This window comes from Methanoculleus marisnigri JR1, assembly GCF_000015825.1.
GTDB lineage: Archaea > Halobacteriota > Methanomicrobia > Methanomicrobiales > Methanoculleaceae > Methanoculleus > Methanoculleus marisnigri.
Window position 1 is genome coordinate 392,655 of the sequence record NC_009051.1, and the last position, 23,458, is coordinate 416,112.

Here is a 23,458-nt window from a genome sequence, read left to right on the forward strand (position 1 = left end):
TCTGCCTGAAGGGAGATAGGATTTACTATCGCGCCGGTCAAGCACTACCATTTAGCAGCCCCGCGACCCATGTTGTACCCGATGCGGATCGCGCTGATCAATTCACAACAGGACGTTGGAGGAGTAAACATCAAAAACCACCTCCAGACCCTGCTCGCGGCGGGCGGGCGGTGGCCGCTTGCGGAACAGCACGAACTGACGTTCTATGAGGTCGCAGGAAGGCTGATCCACCAGGACCGGATCGACGAGGAGGTCGATGCCGATCTCATTCTTTTCATATCCCGGCACGCGAGCGTGCACCCGACGCCCGCCCTGACCGTACACGTCACCGGCAACTACGAGGGCGCCGACCTCGGCGGGGAGCCGGGAAGACTCGCTCCGGCAGCCCCTGCCTGGATGCACGCAATCCTCGGCAACCTCGCCGCCCGCGCCCCGGAGGGCTACCGGGTCTCCTACGAGGTGACGCATCACGGGCCGACGGCGCTCTCGACGCCCTCGCTCTTCGTCGAGATCGGGTCGACCGCGACCGAATGGGCCGATCCGGCCGCCGGAAGGGCGGTGGCGGAGAGCATCCTCGCCGCGGAGCCGCAGGAGACGATCGACCTCCTCGGCTTCGGCGGCACCCATTACGCCGTGCGGCAGACCGAGATCGCCCTCTCCTCCCGGGGCGCCTTCGGGCACATGGTCCCGACGCGGCAGATCGGTGCCGTAGATCCCGTTCTCCTCCGGACGATGCAGGAGGCGAGCGGCGCCGTGGCGGGCTACATCGACCGAAAATCCCTCACTAAAGATGACGCCGGGCGGATCGAGCGGATGCTCGGCGACGCCGCCCTCCCCCTCCTCTCCGAGTCGGAGATCCAGGAGGCGTCCGGCCTTGCGTGGGCGGCCTATCTCCGGGTCAGGGAACTTGCCGAGGAGATCGCTCCCGGGTCACGCGTCCGCATCCACGATCTCAGGGGAGAAGGCACTCCCGCCGTGGTGCGGATAGGCCCCGGGTTGATTGAAGAAACGATAAAATCGGATAGATCGGGTTTTCTCAAGGGTCTCGATGAATTGCCGGTCGCTCATCTCTCGAAAGGCTCGAATGAAGTGTTATCGACGTTCATCTGCTTCGAAAACGAATCGTCCCGACTCGCAAGTGATATAACTACCCTGTGTGTAAAACTCTTACTTATCTGTGAAAATGCTGTTATCGACGGTGATCACCTTGTCCTCCGGAAGGTGCGGTTCGACCCCGAAAAGGCGCGCAGACACGGGATCCCCAAAGGGCCGCTCTTTGCCATGCTTGCCGGCGGAAAGGCGGTCGAGATCGAGGGGAGGATGGTCACACCCGATGCAGTGCAGACAACCAGCGTGAAGCGGATACATATCCCGGGATTGGAGAGATACATATGAAATCCATCGTAGAAGAGGCACTTTCACGGGCGCGAGAGGAGCAGCGTTTTGCTGAGCCCACGGAGGTCGACAAGGATCTTGAAGATCTCCTCATGGAACTCCGGACTGAGATCGCAGTCGTCGGGTGCGGGGGCGGCGGTTCGAACACGGTGACCCGGATGGCGGATGAAGGCATCAACGGGGCGCGGCTGATCGCTCTCAACACCGACGCGCAGCACCTCGTCAGAACCCGTTCGGATACCCGGATCCTCATCGGAAGGCAGAGGACCCGCGGTCTTGGTGCGGGCTCGATCCCTCAGGTCGGCGAAGAAGCGGCCCTCGAGAACGAGGACGACATCAAGCTGGCCGTTCAGGGATGCGACATGGTCTTCATCACCACCGGGCTCGGTGGCGGCACCGGCACCGGCTCCGCACCCGTGGTCGCGAAGGCAGCGAGGGAGGAGGGCGCACTGACCATTGCGGTGGTCACCCTGCCGTTCACGGTGGAAGGCGCTATCCGGGGGCAGAACGCGGAGGCCGGCCTCGAGCGGCTCCGCGAGGTGGCGGATACCGTCATCGTCGTCCCCAACGACCGTCTGCTTGAGGTCGTGCCCCGGCTTCCGCTCCACGCCGCGTTCAAGGTCTCGGACGAGGTGCTGATGCGGGCGGTCAAGGGCATCACCGAACTCATCACGATGCCCGGTCTCGTCAACCTCGACTTCGCCGATGTCCGAACCGTCATGGAGCGGGGAGGCGTCGCGATGATCGGTATGGGCGAGAGCGACAGTGAGGACAAAGCCGCCGACTCGGTCAAGAAGGCGCTGCGCTCCCCGCTGCTCGATGTCGATATCTCCGGTGCGACCGCGGCGCTCGTCAACGTGGTCGGCGGACCCGACATGACGATGTCCGAGGCCGAAGGCGTCATCCAGGAGGTCTACGACCGCATCGATCCCGATGCCCGCATCATCTGGGGTGCTCAGGTCGATCCCGATATGCAGGGCAAGATGCGTACGCTGCTCGTGGTCACCGGCGTCCGGTCACCACAAATATATGGGAGAAACGAGAAGAGTATGCCGCGCATGATGAAACAGTTTGAGATCGACTTCCTGAAGTGAGCCGGTATGATGGATTATAAAGAGACGTTGGAGGAAGTAAAGTCGTTCAAGATCGAGGAGGAACTCTTCAAGAAGTACTGGCGCGTGCTGAAACTGGCACGGACGCCGACCCGCGACGAGTTCTCCAAGATCGCCATCGTGGCTGCGGCCGGAATCATGCTTATCGGCCTTGTCGGCTTTATCATATACGAGATCATGCTGGTACTGCCCAAATGATGGATATGGTTGAGAGCCCAAACAGGATATACGCGATAAAGACGACCGCAAAGCAGGAGCGGACGGTAGCCGATAACATCGAGAAGGTGAGCCGCGAGCAGAAAGACATCCACGTGATGGCCGTCATGGTTCCCGAGGAACTGAAAGGCTACGTCCTCGTGGAGAGCCCGGACTCCATCGCCCGCATAGAGCAGTTGGTGGAGCTGATCCCTCATGCGCGCGCGGTGGTGCAGGGCTCGACGGCTCTCTCCGAGGTGGAGCATTTCCTGGTGCCGAAACCGGTGGTCAGCGGCATCACCGAGGGCACCATCGTCGAGATCATCGCCGGCCCGTTCAAGGGTGAGAAAGCGGTTGTCAAGCGTATCGATACCGGAAAGGAAGAGATTACGGTCGAACTCTACGAGAGTATGGTTCCGATCCCGATCACGGTCCGCGGCGACTCTGTTCGCGTCGTGGAGCGCTCGGAAGACGCTTCCTGAAGAATACAACGCTAATTTCTTTTTTGTCCTGCCGCGTCCTGCTATACCGACGGCGATACGGTTCCCGACTGCCGGGCATGCAGTTCATGCACAGCTCGCATGCCGCGCGGGTACTGTACTTTAAATCCTCTCACGTTGACCTTAGATAACCCAGGCAACTATTCCCCTGAGGAATAATAAGCTGGTGAACTTGTATGGCAGAAACGGTCGAGGTATTGGTACCCGGTGGCAAGGCAACAGCAGGCCCGCCTCTGGGGCCCGCGCTCGGACCTCTTGGTATCAACGTGAAGGCTGTCGTCGACGACATCAACAAGAAAACAGCCGAATTCAACGGCATGCAGGTGCCGGTGACGGTAACGGTCGACGATAAGAAGAACTTCACGATTGAGGTGGGCATTCCGCCCACGACGGCGCTCGTCATGAAAGAGGCCGGCATCACGAAGGGGTCTACAGAGCCGGGCGCTTTGGTGGCAGGAGATCTGCCGCTGGAGGCCGCCGTTCGTATTGCCCGTATGAAGTTTGATGGCATGCTCTCGTACGATCTGAAGTCCGCGGTCAAAGAGGTCCTCGGAACGTGCGTGAGCGTCGGTGTCACCGTCGAGGGGAAGAAGCCCCGCGAGATGATCCAGGCCGTCAACAACGGGGAGTACGACGGCGTACTCGTCGCATAGATGTCAGACAACCATAGAAGATCGTGAGGTCGTGTACTATGGAGGCAAAGGATGGTTGATAAAACCAGTATACAGGAAGCCGTGAAGACGGCCCTCTCAAAGGCTCCGGAACGGAAGTTCAAGGAGAGCGTGGATATCACCGTCAACCTCAGGAATATCGATATGTCCCAGCCCAAGAATCGTATTGATGAGACGATTCATCTCCCGAACGGTTTTGACAACGTCAAGATCGCAGTTCTCGGGAAGGGCGACATTGTCACCCAGGCAAAAGAGGTGAATGTGGACCTCATCATCGGACCTGAGGAGATCGAGCGGCTCGGGGGAGAGCCCCGCGAAGCGCGCAAGGTGGCGGGTGAGTACCGGTTCTTCCTTGCCGAGACGGCAATGATGCCTCTCGTCGGGCGTTATCTCGGTGTCAGGCTCGGTCCGCGCGGACGGATGCCGATGCCGGTTCCGCAGGGAATGGATATCCGGCCCATCGTTCAGCGTCTGAGGAGCTCCGTGAAGATCCGGACGAAGGACAAGAAGGTCTTCCACACGAAGGTCGGAACCTCCGGCATGGAGCCCGAGCAGATCGCCGAGAACATCGACGCCGTCCTTCACAGGGTCGAGTCCGTCCTGGAGAGCGGAACGATGAACATCCACTCGGTGTACGTGAAGACGACCATGGGGCCGGCAGTGAGGGTGATCTGATGGCACTCTATACGCACCACCTGCCCCGGTGGAAGAAGGACGAAGTAGAGGAGATCAAGCGCGGTATCGAGGAGCACACGCTCGTCGGCGTCGTGGACATGTACGGCATTCCCGCCTCGCAGGTCCAGCAGATCCGGCGGAACCTCCGCGGCACGGCGAGGGTGAAGATGGCCCGCAACACGCTGATCGAGCACGCCTTAAACGAGCTCGGCGGCAGCGTCGCGACCTTGAACGACCACGCCGAAGGCCAGAGCGCCCTGATCTTCACGAACGAGAATCCTTTCAAGCTCTTCAAGCTGCTCGAGAAGACCAAGACGAAGATGGCGGCGAAGCCCGGCGAGACCGCTCCCGAGGATATCGTCATCCCGAAGGGTCCGACCAGCTTCAAGCCCGGCCCGATCGTGGGCGAGCTCCAGCAGGTGGGCATTCCTGCAGCCATTGAGGGCGGAAAGGTCAAGATTCGCGAGACGAAGACGGTCGTGAAGAAGGGCGAGGTCATCAACAAGAAGGTTGCCGAAGCTCTCGTGAAACTCGGCGTCAAGCCGATGGATGTCGGCCTCATCCTGCAGGCCGCATACTATCGCGAGACCATCTTCACGCCGGACCTGCTCGCTATCGATGAGGAAGTCTACGCGAACAACATCGTGCTCGCGGCTCAGCAGGCGTTCAACCTCTCGGTCAACGCCGTCATTCCGACCAGACTTACCGTCGCGGCCATCATCGGCAAGGCGGTGAGCGAGGCCCGGAACGTGGGCGTCGAAGCGAGCATCTACGAGAAGGATATCGTCGATCTGATCATCGGGCGGGCACAGCGCGAGATGCTGGCCGTCGCGCTCGCGGCGCAGGGCCGTGGGTTCGAGCTCGATGAGGCGACCCTGAAAGCCGCATCGGCTGCGACCGCTGCGGCACCCGCGGCAGCAGCCCCGGCGGCAGCCGAGGATAAGGCCGAGGATAAGGCCGAGGAAGAAGAGACGGAAGAGGAGAAGAAGGAAGAGGATGAAGAGGGCGGCATGGCCGGTCTCGGCGCCCTCTTCGGCTAATATCATTTCAAAAAGAGGTGAATGAACTATGGAGTATATCTACGCTGCACTGCTCCTGCACAACGCAGGCAAAGATGTAACTGAAGAGAATGTGACTGCTGTCCTGAACGCGGCCGGTGTCGAGGTCCAGGACGCCCGCGTGAAGGCGCTCGTCGCCGCACTCGAGGACGTGAACATCGAGGAGGCCATCAGCAAGGCCGCCGTCGCGCCCGTCGCCGCTGCACCCGCCGCAGCCGCTGCACCTGCAGCCGCCGCGCCCGCAGCCGAGGAAGAGGCCGAGGAAGAGGGCAAGAAGGAAGAGGAAGAAGAGAGCGGCATGGCCGGTCTCGGCGCCCTCTTCGGCTAAACCTTTTTTCTTTCGCCGGTAGTTGGCCGGTGTTTTATCGAACTTTGTTTCACTGTAGTCACTCGTTGAGCGGTATCTCCTTTAGCAGATTACCCGGTAATCGCAGGCTACAGGGGATGGCTCGTTTAGGCGGCCTGTTCCGAAAATGAGTTGGGAAAGAGGTTTATACGGGTGATATTGGTTGAGATGTCGGGCTGATTTTTCCTGCATTGATCGTTGCACCTTCGTCCGGGCAGCCCCTCAGAAATGCCGATCCAAGATTTTATTTCGGTCAGAGGCTACTTATTGGTATTCACCAACCTTGCCGGGATGAATTGCGGATAAGAGCGTTAATGAGAAATTATCGACTGAACAGAACCTCCTTACCGAATATATCCCTGACAACCCACAACGCAGGTTGGAACTTTGCAGCGTAACGTGATCGACGAGATAGGGGCAATGTCTGGAGATATGGATGTTCAATTGCGGGAGATAATGCGTCTTCCGGCCGAGACCGAGTGGATCGAGTTCAAGGAAGCAAAAAATAACTATGATTTCGATAAAATTGGAAAATATTTCTCAGCATTGAGCAATGAAGCCAACCTGAACGAAAAGCCTGCAGGCTGGCTTATCTTTGGTGTCACCGACAAACTGCCCAGAGAGATTATCGGCTCAAACTATCGGCTCACTCCGCCTGGCCTTGACCGCCTCAAAGAGGAGATTGCGCGGCATACGAACCACGAAATGACATTTGCTGGCATTCATGAACTCATGATCGATGGAAAGCGAGTGATTATGTTTGAAACCCCTCCGGCCGCACGCGGCATCCCGACAACATGGAAAAGTGTTGCATATGGTCGTATCCATGAGTCACTCGGACCTCTTGGTCTCCATGAGATTGAAGTGATACGCAGGCAGGCTCCTCTGGATGACTGGTCGGCAAAGGTGTGTGTGGGAGCCACACTTGCGGATCTCGATCCTGAGGCAATTGCCTTTGCGCGGGAAAAATACAAAGAGAAGCATCAGGTATTTGCAAGCGAAGTGGATGAGTGGGACGACGTTTCGTTCCTTGCTAGGGCGCATGTCTGTCGTCAGGGTCGGATTACGAATGCTGCAATCGTTCTCCTGGGAAAGAGTGAGGCCGCACATCTTCTTTCACCTGCAATTGCGCACATTACTTGGGTTCTCAGGGATAAGGACGAGGTGGAGATTGACTACGCCCATTTCGGGCTGCCACTGATACTCGCCGTCGATAAGATTTTTAGCAAGATCAGAAACCTTACTGTCCGCCATATTTCGGGGGAGACGCTGTTCCCACTTGAGGTAACACAGTACGATCCCTGGGTCGTCCGTGAGGCGCTACACAATTGTATCGCCCATCAGGATTACCAACAATCTGCCCGCATTACCGTGACTGAGAGGCCGGATTCCCTGGTGTTCACGAATCGTGGCGATTTTATTCCGGGAACTGTCCAGAGCGTAATCGAGCGTGATGTGCCGCCGGACCAGTATCGGAATCCCTTTCTTGCTGGCGCGATGGTAGAGTTGAAGATGATCGACACCATCGGCAGTGGGATCAAAAGGATGTTCCGGATACAGCGGGATCGTAATTTTCCGATGCCTGATTATGACCTTGGTGAAGCAGGGGTGGTGAAGGTCACGATTCCCGGCCGGGTGATTGATGAGAGATACACGCGGATGCTCATCAAACGGAAGGATCTGACGCTGATGGATGTGATTACTCTCGATAAAATACAGAAGGGCTACTCCATCACGCCTGAAGAAAGAACCATTCTCCGGACGAAGAAACTCATTGAAGGGCGGCATCCGAATCTCTATGTTTCGGAGAGTGTTGCGGCCGAAACCGACACACGCGCCGATTATATCAGGAAGCGGTCGTTTGACAGGGCGCATTTCAAGAGTCTGGTGGTTGCGTACCTGAAGGCCTACCATGAGGCAAACAGAGCGGAGATTGAAGACCTGCTGCTGGACAAGGTCTCAGATGCGCTGAACGAGGAACAGAAACATCATTTCATCAGGGATCTACTTCAGGAGATGCGCAAAGATGGGACAATAATGCCTATTGGGAGGACTAAAGCTGCAAAGTGGGTTCTTGTCCCTGATCAGGTGCATGATGCATGATTGTTGAATGGATTGTAGATGATTGTAGAAATGATCTCAGATGTCCTGCCATTTTTTGTTAGATTGAGGCTGGATCTTGTGTTATTTTTAACTGCGGTTGCATCAGATTGTATCAAATTGCATCAAATTATATCAAATTACATCTGATTACGCACATTGCACCAGACGGCAAAGTGACAAAAAATTGCACCAGAATTACTCCTAACCGAAAGATGTGGACAAAGGGAGTGTTAAATTTCTGCAAAATCAGTGACGCTCAGGGCCTTCATCCTATCCATCTCAGTCCGTATCCATCCTTCAGGCATCCCCGGATTCCCCCTTCACTTCTCCGTGCTCCCCCCGTAGACAACCTGCCCGAAGCTGATGCACCCGTCGCCGAGCGGATAGTCCTTATTCATGATGAACTCGAGCCCAGCGGCGAGTACCTCAGTCCGGATCGTCTCGCGGATCGCCCGGTTGTAGGCCACCCCGCCCGAGAGCGCCACCCGGGGGATCCCCCGCTCTTCGGCCGCCCGGACGGCCATCGCGGCGACGCCCCGGGCGAGGTTGTACTGGATCGATGCGGCGATGTCGTTTGCCCGTTCTCCGGCGGCGGACCGCCGGTGGGCCTCCGCGAGGAGCGACCGGGTCGAGAGAACCTCGCAGCCGCCGTCCCGCTGGTATTCGTTCTCCCAGGCCGAGGGCTTCCCGGCGTGCGCCGCCGTCTCGAGTTTCATCGCCGGCTCCCCGTCGTAGGTACGCTCCCGGCAGATCCCGAGGAGGGCCGCGCCGGCGTCCAGCACCCTGCCGGTGCTCGATGTCGCGGCGACGTTCAGGCCCCGCTCCACCTGCCTGACGAGGACGGCGAGTTCGATATCGCTCCAGCCCCGTGACGCGAGCATGTCCCGGACTTCGGAGGTGGGGAGGATGCCGTAGAGCATCCGCTCCGGGAACCGGGTGGCGAGATCGCCGCCCGGCATCGGGACGACCTCGAGGTGAGCGACCCGGTCGAGGTGGGGGACCTCTCCCGCAAACACCTCGCCGCCCCAGATTGTTCCGTCGTCGCCGTAGCCCACGCCGTCGATCGCGATCCCGACGCACTCCTCCCGGGTCGTGGCGGCGATGTGCGCCCGGTGGTGCTGGACGGCGAGGAGCTCCGCCCCGACCGCTTCGGCAACCTCCCTCGCGTAGCGGGTCGAGAGGAACTGCGGGTGGAGGTCGTGAACGATCCGGTCGTACCGGGCGCCGGTGAGCCCGCCGAGCCGTTCAGCCGTCTCCTGCAGGTAAGCGAGGGTCTGGGGGTTCCTGACATTCCCGACGTGGGGGGAGGTGATGCAGAAACCGCTCTTGTAGATGGAGATGTTCGCGTTCAACTCCGGGCCGACGCCGAGGATGGATCCCCCACCGAGGTCGATCGCCTTCCGCTTCGGGGCGAGGCCGCGGGAGAGCCGGATGATGTAGCCGTCCCGGACGACGGAGTCGTCGCACCGGTTGACGATCCGGCGGTCGTGGGTGAGGATGTAGTCAACCTGCCCCGGGAGCCGTTCAAGCGCGGTATCGAGATCGGTGATCATCGGGTAACCCGGCAGGTTCGCGCTCGTCATGACGAGGAGCGGGTGGGCGAGGTTCGCGAAGAGGAGGTGGTGCAGCCCGGTGTAGGGGAGCATGCACCCGATGGTGTGGAGGCTCGAGATCGTCGGGTGGGACGCGGGATCGCGTTTTTCGAGCACCGCGATCGGCCGTTCCCGGGAGTGGAGGATCCGCCGTTCCTCGTCCGAGACGATCGCGATCCGTTCTACCTCCTCTGCGGTTGCCATCACCGCGAGCGGCTGCTCTGTCCGTCCGAGGCGGCGTTTCAGAACCCCTGCCGCCTCCTCGGTGCAGGCGATATGGAACCCCCCGATTCCCCGGATGGCGACGATCGAGCCAGCGTCCAGGAGGGCCGCCGTTTCCCGGATGGGGTCGCCCGCCGCCGGCGTTCCGTCGGCCCGGAGGAGAGCGAGGTGCGGTCCGCAGGCCGCACAGGCGATCGTCTGGGCGTGGTGGCGGCGGCACGACGGGTTGGTGTACTCGCCCTCGCAGGCGGGGCAGACGGGGAACTCCGCCATCGACGTCCGCTCCCGGTCGTAGGGGATGGTACTGATGATGCTGTACCGGGGCCCACAGTTGACGCAGGAGGTGGCCCAGTAACCTTCGTATCGCCCGTCCCGCGTAAAAATATCGGCGATGCAGTCGTCGCAGGTGGCGACGTCGGTCGGGATGAACCCCGAGAGGCTCCCGGAATTACTCTCGAGGATGGTAAACCCTTCGGTCGGGCTACCGCGCAAATTCTGGACATCTACGGAATCTATTTGAGATAATGGCGTCCCTCTGGAAACGGCCTCAAAAAATTCCTCGAAGCGGTCGCCGGATGCATGGATCTCGACCTCGCTCCCGAGGTTTTTGACGGTCCCCGTGATCCCGAATTCCCGGGCTTTTGCGTAGACAAAGGGACGAAACCCGACTCCCTGGACGATGCCCCGTATGATTATTGTGCCACTGGTACGCATTGAGATTTCAGCAAAAATTTATGGAGTTATACCACCATATAACAATAGGGTATCGCAGTGACGGGACATATTAAAATTCTTAACGATCCGGTTGAACTGGTTCCTCTTCTCATAACGTTCAATAATGCCGATTATAAAAAGATCTACGAACTCCTGAACAAGGCCTGGCTGACCGAGGAGGATCTGGCGACGTACGCCGGCTCCTCGACGGTGACCGAGTGCCTCTCTATCCTCAAGAAGGGAAACCTAATCGAAGAGCAGTGGCGGATGCCGAAGCCCGGAGAGAAGCCGACGAAGGAGTACCGGGCGACATACAGCAAGTTCCGGGCAAGTTTCCAGTGTTCCATGGGCGATATCGGAGATCTGCTGCACATCGCCGTCTCGAACGACGAGGGTCTCCGCACGATTGTGGACTCGGTCGAGCAGGAGATCGTGGCCGGGACCACCTCTATCGGCGATATATCCCGAAAATACGGGGTCAGCCCCACCTTCATCAAGGGGCTGGCGAAGAGGATCCCCGGTCTCGACGTGAAAGGGCAGGGAATGGTGCTGCTTGACCGACTTCACTGACGATCCTCTTTACGTCATCCTGCGCAGCAAACGGGAGGCCACCCGGTTCCAGATTCTCGTAGAGATCGCCGAACACCAGCCGGCCGTCCGCCAGCAGGAGATCGCCGCGAAACTCGGCGTGACGCCTCAGGCCGTCTCCGAGTACATCCGGGAGCTGGTGGACGAAGGGCTGGTCACCGCTCACGGCCGGGGCCGCTACGAGGTGACAAAGAGCGGGATCGAGTGGGTCCTGCGTCACGCCGAGGCGCTCGAGGCTTATGCCCGCCATATCAACCGGGATGTCATCCAGCAGGTGGCGGTCTGGACGGCTATCGCCCGGGACGATATCCGCAAGGGAGATACGGTCGGTGTCTTCATGCGGGACGGGTGGCTCTATGCGACGGGAGAAGAACAGAGCGCCACCGGCCTCGCGACCATGGACGCGGCACCGGGAGAAGACCTCGGCGTCGCCCAGCTGAACGGCATCATCCAGCACGAAGAAGGGCTTATTCACGTCTGCAAGGTGCCGAGAGTGGAGCGGGGCGGGTCCCGGCAGGTCAGCCCGGATCTTCTCCGGGAGGCCGTCCGGGACGCCGAGATGGTGGGTGCCGTCGGCCTCGAGTCCTACGTGGCCCTCAGGAAGGCGGGCATCGAGCCGGATATGTTCTTCGGTGCGCGGGAAGGGGTCGTCGAAGCGGCGTTCCACGGTCGGGAGTGCGCAATTCTTATCGTCGATGAGGAGTTTACCGATTTCCTCAAGCGTCTGGAGACGGTGGGGCTCGCCTACACGATCCACGACCTGATCCCGTCATGAAAGTCATCGTCCAGCCCCAGAAGGGCACGTATAAACTGTTGTTCGTTGAAGGCGGCCGTGTCGAAGGTTCGGGGTTCGTCGACCTGGCTGCGACCCCGAAGGGCCGGCGGCCGAAGAACTTCAAGATGCGCCGGCGCGGCAAACAGCTCAAGCCAACCCCGACCCGGGACCTGATCACGCTGTTGCGCCGGTCATCTGTTCTCCTTGCGGCGAAGAGCCCTGAGTTCGAGTCGTTCCTTGCCGATCTTCAGATCCCGTCATCGAGGATCGACATCTGCCGGTTCTGCCAGCTCGAGGACCGGTTCGCGCCGGTCGACAAGGCGACCGGCGTCCGGTACGGCGGGGAGTGGATCTGCATGGAGTGCGCAAAGCGCGAGATGCGCCGCGAGCTCGGTTACCTGGGGAAGTTCGGCGGCTCGGTGCTTGTTCATCTTGAGAAACTCCTCGCCCAGATCCGGGACCTCGACCGGGTGCTGGCGTCGGTGGGGCCCGATCACCCCGACCGGAAGCGAACGCTCTTTGACCGGCTCGAGGCGCACGAGGTTCAGAAAACCGCCCATATCACCGATCTTCCGCTCCCTCCCGCGTTTGCAAAGGCAGCCGGGGTCGAGTACCTGATGCCCGTCCAGCAGCTCGCCGTTCAGAACGGCCTCCTCGAGGGGCAGCACCTCCTGGTCGTCTCGGCGACCGCGAGCGGCAAGACCTTCATCGGGGAGATGGCCGGGATGAAGAATTTCCTCGAAGGCCGGGGGAGGACGCTCTTCCTGGTTCCGCTGGTCGCGCTCGCGAACCAGAAGTACCAGCGGTTCCGCGACCGCTACGGTCACCTGGTCCGGGTCACCCTGCAGACCGGGGTGAGCCGTCTCAACCTCCCCGAGACCCGTCCGGCGGGCGACCGGGACGTCAACGCTCCCGTGGTGGTGGGGACTTACGAGGGGATCGACCACGCTCTCCGGACCGGGCGATCCGTAAAAGACATCGGCACCGTCGTCATCGACGAGGTGCAGATGCTCGAGGATCCGGAACGCGGCCACCGTCTCGACGGGCTGATCGCCCGGCTCAAGCACATCGCGCCCGAGGCGCAGTTCCTCTACCTCTCGGCCACGATCGGGGCTCCGGGACTGCTCGCGGAGAAACTCCGGGCAAACCTTGTCCGCTACGCGGACCGGCCGGTTCCGCTCGAACGCCACCTCATCTTCATCGAGCGAAACAAGAAGATCGGGTTCATCAAGCAGATGGCCGCCGAGGAATACAAAGTACGGTCGTCGAAGGGCTACCGGGGCCAGACGATCGTCTTCACGAACTCCCGGGCCCGCTGTCATGTCATTGCCGACGCCCTTGGAACCAAGGCCGCTCCCTATCACGCGGGGCTGACCTCCCAGGAACGCCGGGACGTGGAGCGGCGGTTCACGAACGGGGAGATCTCTGCTGTCGTGACCACGGCGGCGCTTGCCGCAGGCGTCGATTTCCCGGCGTCCCAGGTGATCTTCGATGCGCTTGCGATGGGCATTCAGTGGCTCACCGTCCAGGAGTTCCACCAGATGATGGGCCGGGCGGGGCGGCCGGATTTCCACGACCTCGGCCGGGTGGTCATCCTGGCGGAGCCCGGCGGATCCTATTCCCGGACGTCCGGCAAGACCGAGGAAGAGGTCGCCGTCGGCCTCCTGCGAGGCGAGATGGAGGAGGTCGCGCCCGAGTACGACATGGAGCAGAGTACGGAGGAGTTCGTCGCGAACGCCGTGGTCTCGAACGGCGACGAGCAGCAGGTCATCAAGATGAACCGGACGATGGTCGGGACGCTGGAGCCCGCCCTCCCCACGCTCCTCGACTACGGGCTGGTCCGGCGGCGGGGTGGGCGTATCGAACTCACCGATATGGCCCGGGTGATGGCCGAACATTTCATCGGCGCCGAGCGGTTGATGGAGATCATGGATCTCGTCCGACGCATGGACGATGCGGCCGAAGTCGTCGCGGAACTCGAGTGCGCCGAGGAGAAGACGCCGTAGGGTTTTTTTCTCAGGGTTTCCGGGGAACCCGCCTGGAAACCCCCCTCCAAAAAACCACATTTATTTGTGTTCTTCAAGAGTCCTTGTCCCCTGGTTTCACGTTTCGTGACATCGCAAAGCCCATGTACGGATTTCCACCGGACATCGCACCTTCGGTGCTCCAGCTCCGTTCCTGCCGGAACGTCGCTTATCGCCACGCACTGCCCCCGCCCCCGGGGCGGGGTGCGACGGGCTGTAGGGCCGGAGCATGAGCACCGAAGGTGCGGAGGAGGAGCGCGAAGCGCGGGTGGGGTGGGGGTTACAGACATTCATTCCGACGTGGAGACAGGGGAGGGGGGATGCTCCCCCCTCCCCGTCAGCCCCACCCCCACGTGGCGATAGCCACCACGGTCCACTGTATTGGGACTCTCTTGTCTCAACAGGTCTATTGGCGATCAACAGCACTGCAGTATTCTCAACCATCACTGTAGGTTCACTGGCTCCTCAAACCCCGGCCGGGTACAGCCCAAAACCCTCTCCCTACCGGTACCGCTCCAGGTACTCCCGCACCTTCTCCGACTCCACCCATCCTTCGTCGAGCTGCCTGAGGATTGCCTTGATCTGCCTGACCTGCTCCCGGATCTTCTCCGCTCGCGGATCATCGATGAGGTCGGCCATCCCCTGGACGACCTGGAGAGGGTTTCGGATGTGGTCGGTCAGGACGGCGAACTGCTCGATGTTCCTCTCGATCTGCCGGTATGCCTCCATTCTTTCCCGCTCGATCCTCTCCCGCTCTCTCATCTCGCGTTTGAGGCTCTCGTTTGCCGCCCGGAGTTCTTCTGTCCGTTGCGTCACCAGTTCCTCGAGCCGATAGCGGTAGTCCATCAGTTCCTTCTCGGCCCGCCGCCTCTCCGTCACGTCCCGGGCGATGATGAGGATGGCCGGCGTGCCCCCGAGGGTGATGCGGTGGATGCTTGCCTCGACCGGGATCCGTTCGCCTTCCCGGGGGATCAGGTCGGCGGAATGGAGACGTTGGCCGCCCTTCTTGAAGTCGCTCCGGACGAGGATGACCGATCCGGGAGTGAGGGCGAAGAGTTCATCCCGGGTGTACCCGAGGCACCGGCAGGCGAGCGCGTTCGCATCCAGTATCCGGTAGGGCGTTCCTTCCCTCCCGACGGCGCATACCAGCAGAAAATCGTTCCCGCTCTCGAAGAGGAGACGGTAGCGGTCCCTGCTCTCCTGGAGATCCCGCCGGGAGCGCTCCAGCTCCACGAGCACCAGGTTGACCTCTTCGACAAACCGCGAGATCGGATCGCCCCCGGCTGCAGGGAGGCGGGGCGGGATACTGCCTGTTGTCCTGATACCTTCGATGCTTGCATCCATGCCGGCGATGCGGGTGGCCACTTCCCGCTCCTTGAGCCAGATGCCGAGCAGCCCGAAGGCGATGCATACGAGGAGGAGCTCGATGAGCAGAACGGCGGGAGAGGTCAGGAACTCCCTGGAAAAGCCGAACGGGAGAACGAGCGTGAGGGGTGCCTGGTTGGGGGCCCGGGAGATACAGTGAGCCGCAGGGGGAAAAGCCGGGAACGGAGGTTGATCGTTGCGGGAGGCCATGACGTTGTACCGAGTCGCATACGCCGGGCAGGTTCATGCCCGTGGCCTGCGGGGCGGACCCGGGAGGTCGTCCGGTCGCCCTGCAGGTATCTACCTTGGCGGTTCCGGCGCGTTTTCTAATCCGCGCGTCGTCGTATCCCATGATGGTGAGTCTATTATATAAATATTCCCTATGCGGGGGAGAAGTTTACAGCGTAAATTCCATTTTTTATCCCGGCTGAGTGGGCATTGCGCGACATCAGGAGACGTATGTCGGTCTTTTGTCTGACGACGCCGGGACCTATCCGGACCCGGGAATATCTTTCCTATCGGCTGCGCGGGCATTCCTCTGCATCATCACCGCAAAGATCCCGGTTCCGAGGAGGCTTATCGCGCCGCCCACGTAGAAGACGGCGTCGATGCCGATATAGTCCATGAAGACGCCCCCCATCAGCGGTGCGATGATCATGCCGATCCCGAAGACCGTGTTGTAGGCACCCATCGAAGTTCCCATTCCTATTGTCCGGCCAGCATCGACCGTCAGGGCCATGATGGCCGGCTGCTGGATGGCGCCCCCGATGCCGACGAGGGAGGTGATCGCGAGCAGGGGCCCGAACGACCCCGAGAAAGGAATCGCACCGATCGCCAACGCTGTTATTGCCGACCCCGCGACGATCAGGACGACCTTGTTGCCGGTGTCGGTTATCCTCCCCATCGGCACCTGGAGGAGCGCCATCAGGAAGGTGTTCGCGGAGAGGACGATGCCCACCTCGGTGGGACTGATCGCGATCAACGGGCCGAAGACCGGGATGAAGACCATCATGCCTCCGCGCCCGAGGGCGCTGATGAAGGCGAAGACCATGACTCCCCGCATGACCGGGAGCGTGAGGATCTTCCGCATCGGGACAGGGTTCCCTTCCTGAACCGTAAACGTGCCACGTTTTGCCTCCGGGAGGGAGATGCCGACGAGGATCGTGGCGAACGCCGAGAGACCGGCCATGACGTAGAAGACTGAGTCCAATCCGAATGCATCGTTCAGGAACCCTCCGAGCAGCGGCCCCATCCCCATGCCGAGGAACATCGAGATGGAGAAGTTCCCCATATGGCTCCCCTCTCTTCCCTTCTCCGAGAGGTCGGCGACGTAGGCCATGGCTATCGGGACGACCATGGCCGATGCGAGGCCGTGGGCGAAGCGGACTGCCGTGAGCGAGTAAACGCTGTCGACGATGATGTACGCAAGCGACAGGACCGCGTACGCGAACATGCCGATGAGGATGATCCATTTCCTCCCCCGGCGATCCGATATCCGTCCGATGACGGGCATGAAGACCGACCGGGAGAGCGCGAAGGCTGAGAAGATGATGCCGAGCCAGATGCCGGTCGCGCCAAGGTTCTCCGCGTAGATGGGCAGCAGCGGGCTGACGATGCCGAGCCCGAGCATGGTGGCGAAGACGGAGATGAATAAGACATTATAGATGCGTTTGGCGGTATTCATGCAGGTTACACTCGAATAAGGATCAGGCCCATGAATCGGGTCTGTGGGGGTTGTTCTACGGTTGCGAAGAAAAGAGTTGGTGGTACTGCGGCATATATATTGGGTCGCAGGCTGGAATCATGCCCGCCGCGCGACGCAGCACCACCGGTCGTAGAGCGGATCGCGCCGGTTCTCGAAGATCTCGGTCTCCCGGCCCTGTCCGGCGCACCATTCCTGCACTCTCGCCGCCTCCTCCTCCGTGCCGACGGTGATCAGCGCTTCATCGGTGAGGGCGAGGAGGTTCGCGACGATCGATCTCCAGAGGGCCGTGTTGTAGGAGTAGATCTCCCCGACCATGAAGGCCGCACCGAGGGGCACCGGTGCGATGTAGCGGGGCGCCTTCTGCGCGTCGATGCACATGGTGTCGGAGGGCACGAGACGGCCCTTCGAGAGGCCGAGCGCGAGGAGCGCCGGGTCGTTGTCGTAGGCGAGCGCCCGCACCCCTCCCGCCCGGAGAGCCGCGGTGCCGACCCCTGACCCGCAGCAGCAGTCGAGGCAGGGGGTTCCCGTACGGTCGCCCCAGACCTCGTCGAGGAGGTCGCGGATCTTCCCCTCCCGGTCGGGCCGCAGGTCTTCGAGGGCGGGGAACGTGGTCTCCAGCAGTTCCGCGCTGTAATACTCACGGATCGCCGAGAGCCATGCCTCCCGGCTCTCCTGGTAGATGTCGCCGCCGACCGCCTCGAAGCACTCGATGGCGGCGAGCGTCGGCTCCCGGAAGAGGAACGAGGCGGCATGCCATCCCTCGTCGTCGTGGAGGGCGAGCGCGATCGGCTCCTCCTTCTCGTCGACCAGGAGACGGGCCTCGTCCGGCACGGTCCGGAGCAGCAGGTCCGTGTACGGATCTACCGTCAGGTCCGCGAACGACGGTTCGACCAGCCGGCACCCATCGATCTCAAGGATCTCCGCAACCTTCACGCAGTCCGCCTCTCGATCTTCATGCCGCCCGGCGCGCGGATGACCCCGTCCACGCGTGCGTCCTCGTGCAGGGTGAGGCGCTTGCAGGAGACGTTCCCGAGGATATGTACATCCTGCTCGATCATCACGTCGCCGTCGCTCTGGACGTCGCCGTGAATGGCCGTACCTCTGGCGACGCTTGCATCTTCGCGCGCATGGAGGCTCCCGAAGATCGTCGTCTCCTCCCGGACGGCGATCGAGCCGGCACGGATGTTTCCGTGCAGCCGGCACCCTGACCCGACGGCCATCTTCTCCGGGACGGAGAACGTCTGCATGTTGAGGACGGCGCCGCCCGGGATCATCAGCGGCGTGGCACTGGGGGTGGTTTCGTCGTCGTCGCCGAAGATCTTTTCGAGGACGGAGCTCAGGTCTTCCTCCTTCTCGATCCCGAGGACGGCCACGAGGTACATCATGATGTAGATGATGACCGGCATCGGGTTCCTTATGGAGATCCAGCCCTTCGCTTCGAACCCGCGCTCGATCTGGACGTTGTCCCCGATATCGAGGTCGCCCTTGACGACCAGCTTGCCCTGGATCTTCACCCCTTCGCCGAGATAGGCGTCCTCCTCGACGACGACGTCCCCGTTGATCTCGCACCAGTTGTCTATTCTGGCGTCGCCGCTCGCAACGATGTTGCCGTTGATCTTGCTGAATTCACAGACCACGACGTCGTTGCCGAAGAGGCCGTAATCGATCCGGCACCGCTCGCCGATGACGATGTCCTGATCGGTCTTGAGCGTCCTCTCCTGGAGCTCGGTATGGTCCGGGAGGGCGCAGCTCCTGATCCAGTCGTGGTCGCCTGTCGTTTCCATTTACCTGATATAATCTTCATGCGCCATACTTATGACTCTTATTAATTAGATCCAGGATAATCGGCATGAGATCGCGACCGCGGATACGGTGGAGCCCGCCCTCCGCGCACGAGACCTCGTCGAACCGGTTCGTCCGGTCGATCCGGACACCCGGGCCCCTGATGACGACCGGAACCGGGTCGGCGCTGTGATCTTTGACCGAGCAGGGCGTGCTGTGGTCGGCGCAGACGAGGATCAGGGTGTTCTTGAGATCGAGCAGCGGCGCGAGCGCCTTGTCGATCACTTCGATGAAGTCGCGTTTCTGGATGCTTTTGCCGTCGTGGCCGGCCTCGTCCGCACCCTTGATGTTCATCAGCACGAAGTCTTTCCGGCCGAGTTCCCCTATCGCCGCCCTCACCTTGGCGTCGAGATCGGAGTCGACCGAACCGGTCGTTCCCGGCACCGGGATGTGCTCGAGCCCCACGACCATCCCGATCCCGGAGATGAGGGTGGCCGCCGAGATGACGCTCCCGGAGAGCCCGTACCGCTCGGGGAACTGCGGGAGCGCGCCCATCTTCCCGGCGCCCCGGATCAGGAGGAGATTTCCTGGCGGGAGCCCCTCTTCCATCCGCCGGACGTTCACCGGGTGGCCGTCGAGGATCTCTCTGGACTGGCGGATGAACTCGTTGCAGGCGCGGGCGGTCTTTGCGTCCGCCGGATCGTCGGATCCGGGCCGGATCGTGAGCGGCTGTACTCCCTCTTTCTTTGGGTCGTTCGAGGAGACCTTATCGCCGAGTCCTTCCCCGATTAGGGCGAGGGCCGCCCGGTGACCGGCGCCCGCCTCGAACCGGAACTCAAGACCGAGCCCCGAGAGGTCGACACCCTCCCGGATGGCTTCTGCAAGTGGTTCCGTCCCGGAGATCCGGCCGGCCCGGCGATCGGTGACGAGGCCGTCCGCGTCCACGGTGGCGAAATTGCACCGAAACCCGATCATCCCGGCGGTCATGTGGATGCCGGTCCCTTCGGCCTCGAGCGGGCCCCGGCCGGTGTAGAACTCCTGCGGCGGGTAGCCGAGCAGGGCGAGGTGGGAGGTGTCGGACCCGGGCCGTATCCCGGGCGCGACGGAGTCCATGATCCCGCATACGCCCTCGGCGGCGAGCCTGTCGAGAACCGGGGTCCGTGCGGCGGCGAGCGGGGTCAATCCGTCCAGCGCTTCGCAGGGGCGGTCGGAGATCCCGTCCAGTACCAGGAAGAGAACCTTCTCAGCAATCATCGAGAACAGGTGAGATCCAGAACGTCATTACTCTTCCCGGTGGGCGGCGGAGATCCAGGTCGGCGGGCAGCCCTTTCCCTTCTGGACGAGTGCCAGGCAATGCTCGATCCGGAGAAGGGCCTCTTTCGCGAGGGTTTCGCTCTCCTCGCGGCACTCCTCCCCGCACCCGAGCATGATGAGGATGTTGGTCGTCATGATTACGTCGGCCGAGAGACACCGGAGTTCTCCGGCGAGTTCCTCGCCGAGGACTGTTCGCATGTCGCACGCGCTGTTGTAGATCTGGTGCGAGTACCGATCGAGCATCATGTTCAAGGCGAGGACCCGGGCGCTACCGCTCTCCCTCTCCCGGAGTTCGTCCCACTCCCGGTGGAACTGGATGAGCATCCTCCTGATGATCCCCCGGGCCATCGTCTGCCGTTCGTCGAGGCCCCGATGATTGAGCACGACCCGGGTTGTCCGCCGGCCCTTTGTATGTTGCCCTTCGACCATCACCGCCGTCACCTCCCTCTCGTATTCCGGCGGGGTATATCCCGTCATAGGGCATATACCCTTCGTGCCGTTCCCGTCGGGTACGCGATGGGATGCGAAGGCACGGGGATTGTAAAAAAAAGTGAGCGGCGGGCCTTATACGGCCGCAACCTGCTCGAGTTTGGACTTGGTGATCTCGACCCGGCGGATCGGGTAGATCGTCTTGACGGCCTTGAAGATGTCCCGTGCCATGTCGCCGGAGACGATATCCTTGACCAGGGTTTCGAAGTCGCTCTCGGCCGCCCTGGCGGAGAGGGCCTGCGAGATTGCCTGCCGTACGGCGTGGACCTGGCTCTGGTCTGCCCGCGAGAGGGTGAGACAGACGACCGTCACCCGCAGGAGTTTCTTGTCCTTGCTGACGACCGGGTGGATGGTGTCGATGCGGGATGCCCGCCGCTTGACCATCGACCGGAGGTAGTCCCGGGTCACTTCGTGCCCGACGAACTCGGTGTATGCGGCGTCGCCTGCCACGTTGTTGATCTTGAACCTCATCTTGATGTGGGACTTGGAGTAGTCCTGCACAACTTCGCCGAGCGTCGCGGTCATGATGCGGCCGACCATATTCTCGGGATCGGCCGAGATGGCGTCGCCGATCTCGGCTTTGCCGAAGGCGTCGGGTACGTAGACACGGTACCACTTCTTGGCCTTCCAGCCTTCCAACCTTCTTCCAACCTGTTTCTTCCTTGCCATAGTATCACTTCTCTCTGTTATTATGGATTTTCAGCCCATTTGATCCTGATTCCACTCCGGAACTCTCTGAGCCGCCCTGCCGCCGCTTTGATGCGGCGGTGCATACGTCCTCCGCTATCGCCAGGTTCATGAGGTAGTCGTCCACCGAGGCGGTGATCGACCGAAGTCTGGTTCCGTCGATCTCGGCCCGCACCCCACCCTCGATCGGGAATGTCCTGATCAGGGTGAGGTTGTCGGGTTCGAGTGCCGCGGCCACGCAGCCGGGGTGGCTGTGCGGCGTCTCGATGGCGCCCTCGATCCGGATCATGCGGGGATCGCCTCCAGGAGTTCGTGCCTGAACTGGTCCGCCTGGTCGGCGGCAATCCGGGCTCCGGCCCTCAGGCGGTGTCCGCCGCCCTGGCCGCCGCATGCCTCCGCGATCGTTCGCATCACCGCTTCGAGGTCGAGGTCGATCCCCGGAGGACAGCGTGCCGAGACGGAGCAGTGGTCGCCGATCCTGCCGATGACGAAGACCGGGCCGCTCCGGACGAAGTCGTTTGCGAGCGCGTCTGCGACGTCGCTTGCGACCGACCCGTCGTCCACTGCAAAGAGGGCGACGCGCTCGTCGAGGCGGCGCGCCCCGTGGATGCCGGTGACGACCGCCTGCCGGTAGCGGGCGGTGATCTCCCAGGCTTCCTGGATCGCGTGGCTCGAGCGGAGACAGAGCGATGCGCCGATGTCCCCGTTCCCTGCCTTGCCGCAGGCGTCGACGACGGCAGCGAGATTCAGGGCCTCATCGATCACCTCCCGGCCGAGGCTGTAGGTGGTGCCCCAGATCCCGCAGAGTGCGGAGACCGAGGCGTTCGGGGCGGCTGCGAGGACGATCCGGGTGAGGAGCGACTCGATGTCCATGTCGTCCTCGTCGGTGACCTCTGCAACGAGCGTCCTCGCTCTGTCGGGAACGCCGGAGAACCCGGGAAGGTAGGGGTCGACGGCAAGCGCGAGCTGCTCGACAAGCCCTCTTCCCGGGAGACGGAGGCCGCGGCGGGGTGCTATGAACCCGTTTGCGATGCCTTCGTTCACGATCTCCCTGTTCGGACCGTCGAGTGCCTGGTCGTCCCCGATGATCCCGAGGAGCGCGAGCCCCGCGAGATCACGGTTGTCGCCCATGCGCTGGGCGACGAGGTAGGCCGCGCCGGCCGCCGAGATGTCCCGGTCGCCGTCGATCCCGGCGAGGTGCGGGTTGACGTGATAGTCCCCCTCGAAACGGGGCAGGTGGTGATCCACCACCATGACGTCGCCGGGGAGGTCCGTGAGTGCCGATCCGAAGTCGCAGAGAAGCACGCTGCCGTCGCCGGGGAGGTCGGCCGTGGAGATGCCCGGGCGGATCCTCAGCCGGAACCGTCCGCCCTCGCGGAACATGGCGTGGCAGAGGATGGATGCGGCGGCTATACCGTCGGCATCGTGGTGCGCCAGCACCTCCACGAACTCCTGCTCGAGCAGGTGGTCGGCCAGGCTTGCAGCAGCGGCGTCAAGCGACATGGATCATCAGCGGGTGAGCAGGATCTCTGCGGTCTCCGGTTTGTAGGTCCAGCCTTTCGGCATCCGTCCGGACCTGACGTAGTACTTGACCAGCCTGCGCACCTTGGACTCGGCGATCTGCAGCTGCCGCTTGTTGTGAACGTCTTTGTTGTTCTCCGCAAGGTGTTTCCTGATCCCGAGCGCTTTCTCCATCAGGTTCCGGAGATCTTCGGGGATCTCGGATTCAAGCCCCTTCTCGCGGAGGATCTCGCCTATGCGCTTGCCGGTGGCGAGCTTGACGTCGGGGACGGCGTACCTGTCACGTAGCACAAGGCCGATCTGGCTGGTCGACATGCCGTCTTTGCGAAGATCGACGACGATCTTCTCGATCTCTGTTGCGTCCGTATTGGACCACTCGGGTGCCTCCTTTCGGTAGGGTCGGACGGAACTGCTGGTTCCGCGACGCCGAGCGTACATTCTTGCCATTCATGCACCTCCGATAGATATACTATGTTAAGTCCAGAAAAGAGTCCTTTAACTGACTAATCTCTGTAATCCCGAGCCCTTGCGGGCAGTGCTTCCGGGAGCACGTCGGACTTACCACAGTCAGCACGTGATCGTGCTGCAACATATTCTCCGGGAGGAATCTTAAGGGTATCGGACA

Annotated in this window: 23 protein-coding genes; 12 read left to right on the forward strand and 11 right to left on the reverse strand. The window is 61.6% G+C overall.

Annotated features, from left to right (window positions below; translation table 11 throughout):
* Positions 1–69 precede the first annotated feature (69 nt).
* The 9 genes from MEMAR_RS01955 to MEMAR_RS01995 all read left to right on the forward strand — a co-directional run bounded on the left by MEMAR_RS01955 (position 70) and on the right by MEMAR_RS01995 (position 8,055).
* Positions 70–1,395 carry a D-aminoacyl-tRNA deacylase gene (locus MEMAR_RS01955; RefSeq protein WP_011843251.1) on the forward strand — a complete coding sequence of 442 codons (1,326 nt, stop codon included), beginning with the start codon at positions 70–72 and terminating at the stop codon, positions 1,393–1,395.
* The gene (ftsZ, locus tag MEMAR_RS01960) at positions 1,392–2,489 is read left to right on the forward strand and encodes a cell division protein FtsZ (protein ID WP_011843252.1); all 1,098 of its coding nucleotides are present in this window, start codon (positions 1,392–1,394) and stop codon (positions 2,487–2,489) included. Before MEMAR_RS01955 ends, ftsZ begins: the two co-directional genes overlap by 4 nt.
* Before the next feature lie 6 nt (positions 2,490–2,495).
* Entirely contained in the window at positions 2,496–2,705 is a 210-nt protein-coding gene (locus MEMAR_RS01965) for a protein translocase SEC61 complex subunit gamma (protein ID WP_011843253.1), read from the forward strand.
* A 5-nt stretch (positions 2,706–2,710) separates the two neighbouring features.
* Positions 2,711–3,184 carry a transcription elongation factor Spt5 gene (locus MEMAR_RS01970; protein ID WP_011843254.1) on the forward strand — a complete coding sequence of 158 codons (474 nt, stop codon included), beginning with the start codon at positions 2,711–2,713 and terminating at the stop codon, positions 3,182–3,184.
* Between the two features lie 194 nt (positions 3,185–3,378).
* Positions 3,379–3,855, forward strand: coding sequence for a 50S ribosomal protein L11 (locus tag MEMAR_RS01975; protein ID WP_011843255.1), 477 nt, complete (start codon positions 3,379–3,381; stop codon positions 3,853–3,855).
* 51 nt (positions 3,856–3,906) lie between these two features.
* Positions 3,907–4,548 carry a 50S ribosomal protein L1 gene (locus MEMAR_RS01980; RefSeq protein ID WP_011843256.1) on the forward strand — a complete coding sequence of 214 codons (642 nt, stop codon included), beginning with the start codon at positions 3,907–3,909 and terminating at the stop codon, positions 4,546–4,548.
* The gene (locus MEMAR_RS01985; protein WP_011843257.1) at positions 4,548–5,588 is read left to right on the forward strand and encodes a 50S ribosomal protein L10; all 1,041 of its coding nucleotides are present in this window, start codon (positions 4,548–4,550) and stop codon (positions 5,586–5,588) included. The genes MEMAR_RS01980 and MEMAR_RS01985 overlap by 1 nt, the downstream gene beginning before the upstream one ends.
* A gap of 28 nt (positions 5,589–5,616) precedes the next feature.
* Positions 5,617–5,934, forward strand: coding sequence for a 50S ribosomal protein P1 (rpl12p, locus tag MEMAR_RS01990; RefSeq protein ID WP_011843258.1), 318 nt, complete (start codon positions 5,617–5,619; stop codon positions 5,932–5,934).
* Between the two features lie 417 nt (positions 5,935–6,351).
* A complete protein-coding gene (locus tag MEMAR_RS01995) occupies positions 6,352–8,055 on the forward strand; it encodes an RNA-binding domain-containing protein (RefSeq protein WP_222702452.1) in 1,704 nt (567 codons plus the stop codon).
* A gap of 320 nt (positions 8,056–8,375) precedes the next feature.
* Here MEMAR_RS01995 and hypF read toward each other — a convergent pair whose 3' ends face one another.
* A complete protein-coding gene (gene hypF / locus MEMAR_RS02000) occupies positions 8,376–10,583 on the reverse strand; it encodes a carbamoyltransferase HypF (RefSeq protein ID WP_011843260.1) in 2,208 nt (735 codons plus the stop codon).
* 57 nt (positions 10,584–10,640) lie between these two features.
* Here hypF and MEMAR_RS02005 point away from each other — a divergent pair, with 57 nt between their 5' ends.
* From MEMAR_RS02005 to MEMAR_RS02015, 3 genes are read left to right on the forward strand one after another with little or no spacing between them, the layout of a single operon-like run.
* Positions 10,641–11,153 (forward strand): ArsR family transcriptional regulator, encoded by a 513-nt coding sequence (locus tag MEMAR_RS02005; protein WP_011843261.1) that lies wholly within the window; start codon positions 10,641–10,643, stop codon positions 11,151–11,153.
* Complete coding sequence (locus MEMAR_RS02010) at positions 11,137–11,946, forward strand: DUF7839 domain-containing protein (RefSeq protein WP_011843262.1); 810 nt, start codon at positions 11,137–11,139, stop codon at positions 11,944–11,946. The genes MEMAR_RS02005 and MEMAR_RS02010 overlap by 17 nt, the downstream gene beginning before the upstream one ends.
* Complete coding sequence (locus MEMAR_RS02015) at positions 11,943–13,952, forward strand: DEAD/DEAH box helicase (RefSeq protein WP_011843263.1); 2,010 nt, start codon at positions 11,943–11,945, stop codon at positions 13,950–13,952. Before MEMAR_RS02010 ends, MEMAR_RS02015 begins: the two co-directional genes overlap by 4 nt.
* Before the next feature lie 519 nt (positions 13,953–14,471).
* Here MEMAR_RS02015 and MEMAR_RS02020 read toward each other — a convergent pair.
* From MEMAR_RS02020 to MEMAR_RS02065, 10 genes are all read right to left on the reverse strand, one after another.
* Complete coding sequence (locus MEMAR_RS02020) at positions 14,472–15,545, reverse strand: PAS domain S-box protein (RefSeq protein ID WP_011843264.1); 1,074 nt, start codon at positions 15,543–15,545, stop codon at positions 14,472–14,474.
* A 280-nt stretch (positions 15,546–15,825) separates the two neighbouring features.
* Positions 15,826–17,019, reverse strand: coding sequence for an MFS transporter (locus MEMAR_RS02025; RefSeq protein ID WP_011843265.1), 1,194 nt, complete (start codon positions 17,017–17,019; stop codon positions 15,826–15,828).
* 117 nt (positions 17,020–17,136) lie between these two features.
* Positions 17,137–17,973, reverse strand: coding sequence for a class I SAM-dependent methyltransferase (locus MEMAR_RS02030; protein ID WP_011843266.1), 837 nt, complete (start codon positions 17,971–17,973; stop codon positions 17,137–17,139).
* Complete coding sequence (locus tag MEMAR_RS02035) at positions 17,970–18,824, reverse strand: polymer-forming cytoskeletal protein (RefSeq protein WP_011843267.1); 855 nt, start codon at positions 18,822–18,824, stop codon at positions 17,970–17,972. Before MEMAR_RS02035 ends, MEMAR_RS02030 begins: the two co-directional genes overlap by 4 nt.
* A gap of 16 nt (positions 18,825–18,840) precedes the next feature.
* The gene (locus MEMAR_RS02040) at positions 18,841–20,076 is read right to left on the reverse strand and encodes a 2,3-bisphosphoglycerate-independent phosphoglycerate mutase (RefSeq protein ID WP_011843268.1); all 1,236 of its coding nucleotides are present in this window, start codon (positions 20,074–20,076) and stop codon (positions 18,841–18,843) included.
* A gap of 27 nt (positions 20,077–20,103) precedes the next feature.
* A complete protein-coding gene (locus MEMAR_RS02045; protein WP_011843269.1) occupies positions 20,104–20,613 on the reverse strand; it encodes a hypothetical protein in 510 nt (169 codons plus the stop codon).
* Positions 20,614–20,700: 87 nt separating this feature from the next.
* Positions 20,701–21,294, reverse strand: a complete 594-nt coding sequence (locus tag MEMAR_RS02050) for a 30S ribosomal protein S3ae (protein ID WP_011843270.1) — start codon at positions 21,292–21,294, stop codon at positions 20,701–20,703.
* A gap of 4 nt (positions 21,295–21,298) precedes the next feature.
* Positions 21,299–21,601 carry a KEOPS complex subunit Pcc1 gene (locus tag MEMAR_RS02055; RefSeq protein WP_011843271.1) on the reverse strand — a complete coding sequence of 101 codons (303 nt, stop codon included), beginning with the start codon at positions 21,599–21,601 and terminating at the stop codon, positions 21,299–21,301.
* Positions 21,598–22,815 (reverse strand): single-stranded-DNA-specific exonuclease RecJ, encoded by a 1,218-nt coding sequence (locus MEMAR_RS02060; protein WP_011843272.1) that lies wholly within the window; start codon positions 22,813–22,815, stop codon positions 21,598–21,600. Before MEMAR_RS02060 ends, MEMAR_RS02055 begins: the two co-directional genes overlap by 4 nt.
* Positions 22,816–22,821: 6 nt before the next feature.
* Positions 22,822–23,280: a 30S ribosomal protein S15 gene (locus tag MEMAR_RS02065; protein ID WP_011843273.1), complete on the reverse strand. Its 459-nt coding sequence runs from the start codon at positions 23,278–23,280 to the stop codon at positions 22,822–22,824.
* Between the last annotated feature and the right edge of the window lie 178 nt (positions 23,281–23,458).

Bases quoted from the DNA above. Each gene is read 5' to 3' on its own strand.
- MEMAR_RS01955 (WP_011843251.1), top strand. From the start codon at position 70: ATGTTGTACCCGATGCGGATCGCGCTGATCAATTCACAACAGGACGTT.
- ftsZ (WP_011843252.1), top strand. From the start codon at position 1,392: ATGAAATCCATCGTAGAAGAGGCACTTTCACGGGCGCGAGAGGAGCAG.
- MEMAR_RS01965 (WP_011843253.1), top strand. From the start codon at position 2,496: ATGATGGATTATAAAGAGACGTTGGAGGAAGTAAAGTCGTTCAAGATC.
- MEMAR_RS01970 (WP_011843254.1), top strand. From the start codon at position 2,711: ATGGTTGAGAGCCCAAACAGGATATACGCGATAAAGACGACCGCAAAG.
- MEMAR_RS01975 (WP_011843255.1), top strand. From the start codon at position 3,379: ATGGCAGAAACGGTCGAGGTATTGGTACCCGGTGGCAAGGCAACAGCA.
- MEMAR_RS01980 (WP_011843256.1), top strand. From the start codon at position 3,907: ATGGTTGATAAAACCAGTATACAGGAAGCCGTGAAGACGGCCCTCTCA.
- MEMAR_RS01985 (WP_011843257.1), top strand. From the start codon at position 4,548: ATGGCACTCTATACGCACCACCTGCCCCGGTGGAAGAAGGACGAAGTA.
- rpl12p (WP_011843258.1), top strand. From the start codon at position 5,617: ATGGAGTATATCTACGCTGCACTGCTCCTGCACAACGCAGGCAAAGAT.
- hypF (WP_011843260.1), bottom strand. From the start codon at position 10,583: ATGCGTACCAGTGGCACAATAATCATACGGGGCATCGTCCAGGGAGTC.
- MEMAR_RS02015 (WP_011843263.1), top strand. From the start codon at position 11,943: ATGAAAGTCATCGTCCAGCCCCAGAAGGGCACGTATAAACTGTTGTTC.
- MEMAR_RS02020 (WP_011843264.1), bottom strand. From the start codon at position 15,545: ATGGCCTCCCGCAACGATCAACCTCCGTTCCCGGCTTTTCCCCCTGCG.
- MEMAR_RS02025 (WP_011843265.1), bottom strand. From the start codon at position 17,019: ATGAATACCGCCAAACGCATCTATAATGTCTTATTCATCTCCGTCTTC.
- MEMAR_RS02035 (WP_011843267.1), bottom strand. From the start codon at position 18,824: ATGGAAACGACAGGCGACCACGACTGGATCAGGAGCTGCGCCCTCCCG.
- MEMAR_RS02040 (WP_011843268.1), bottom strand. From the start codon at position 20,076: ATGATTGCTGAGAAGGTTCTCTTCCTGGTACTGGACGGGATCTCCGAC.
- MEMAR_RS02045 (WP_011843269.1), bottom strand. From the start codon at position 20,613: ATGACGGGATATACCCCGCCGGAATACGAGAGGGAGGTGACGGCGGTG.
- MEMAR_RS02050 (WP_011843270.1), bottom strand. From the start codon at position 21,294: ATGGCAAGGAAGAAACAGGTTGGAAGAAGGTTGGAAGGCTGGAAGGCC.
- MEMAR_RS02055 (WP_011843271.1), bottom strand. From the start codon at position 21,601: ATGATCCGGATCGAGGGCGCCATCGAGACGCCGCACAGCCACCCCGGC.
- MEMAR_RS02060 (WP_011843272.1), bottom strand. From the start codon at position 22,815: ATGTCGCTTGACGCCGCTGCTGCAAGCCTGGCCGACCACCTGCTCGAG.
- MEMAR_RS02065 (WP_011843273.1), bottom strand. From the start codon at position 23,280: ATGGCAAGAATGTACGCTCGGCGTCGCGGAACCAGCAGTTCCGTCCGA.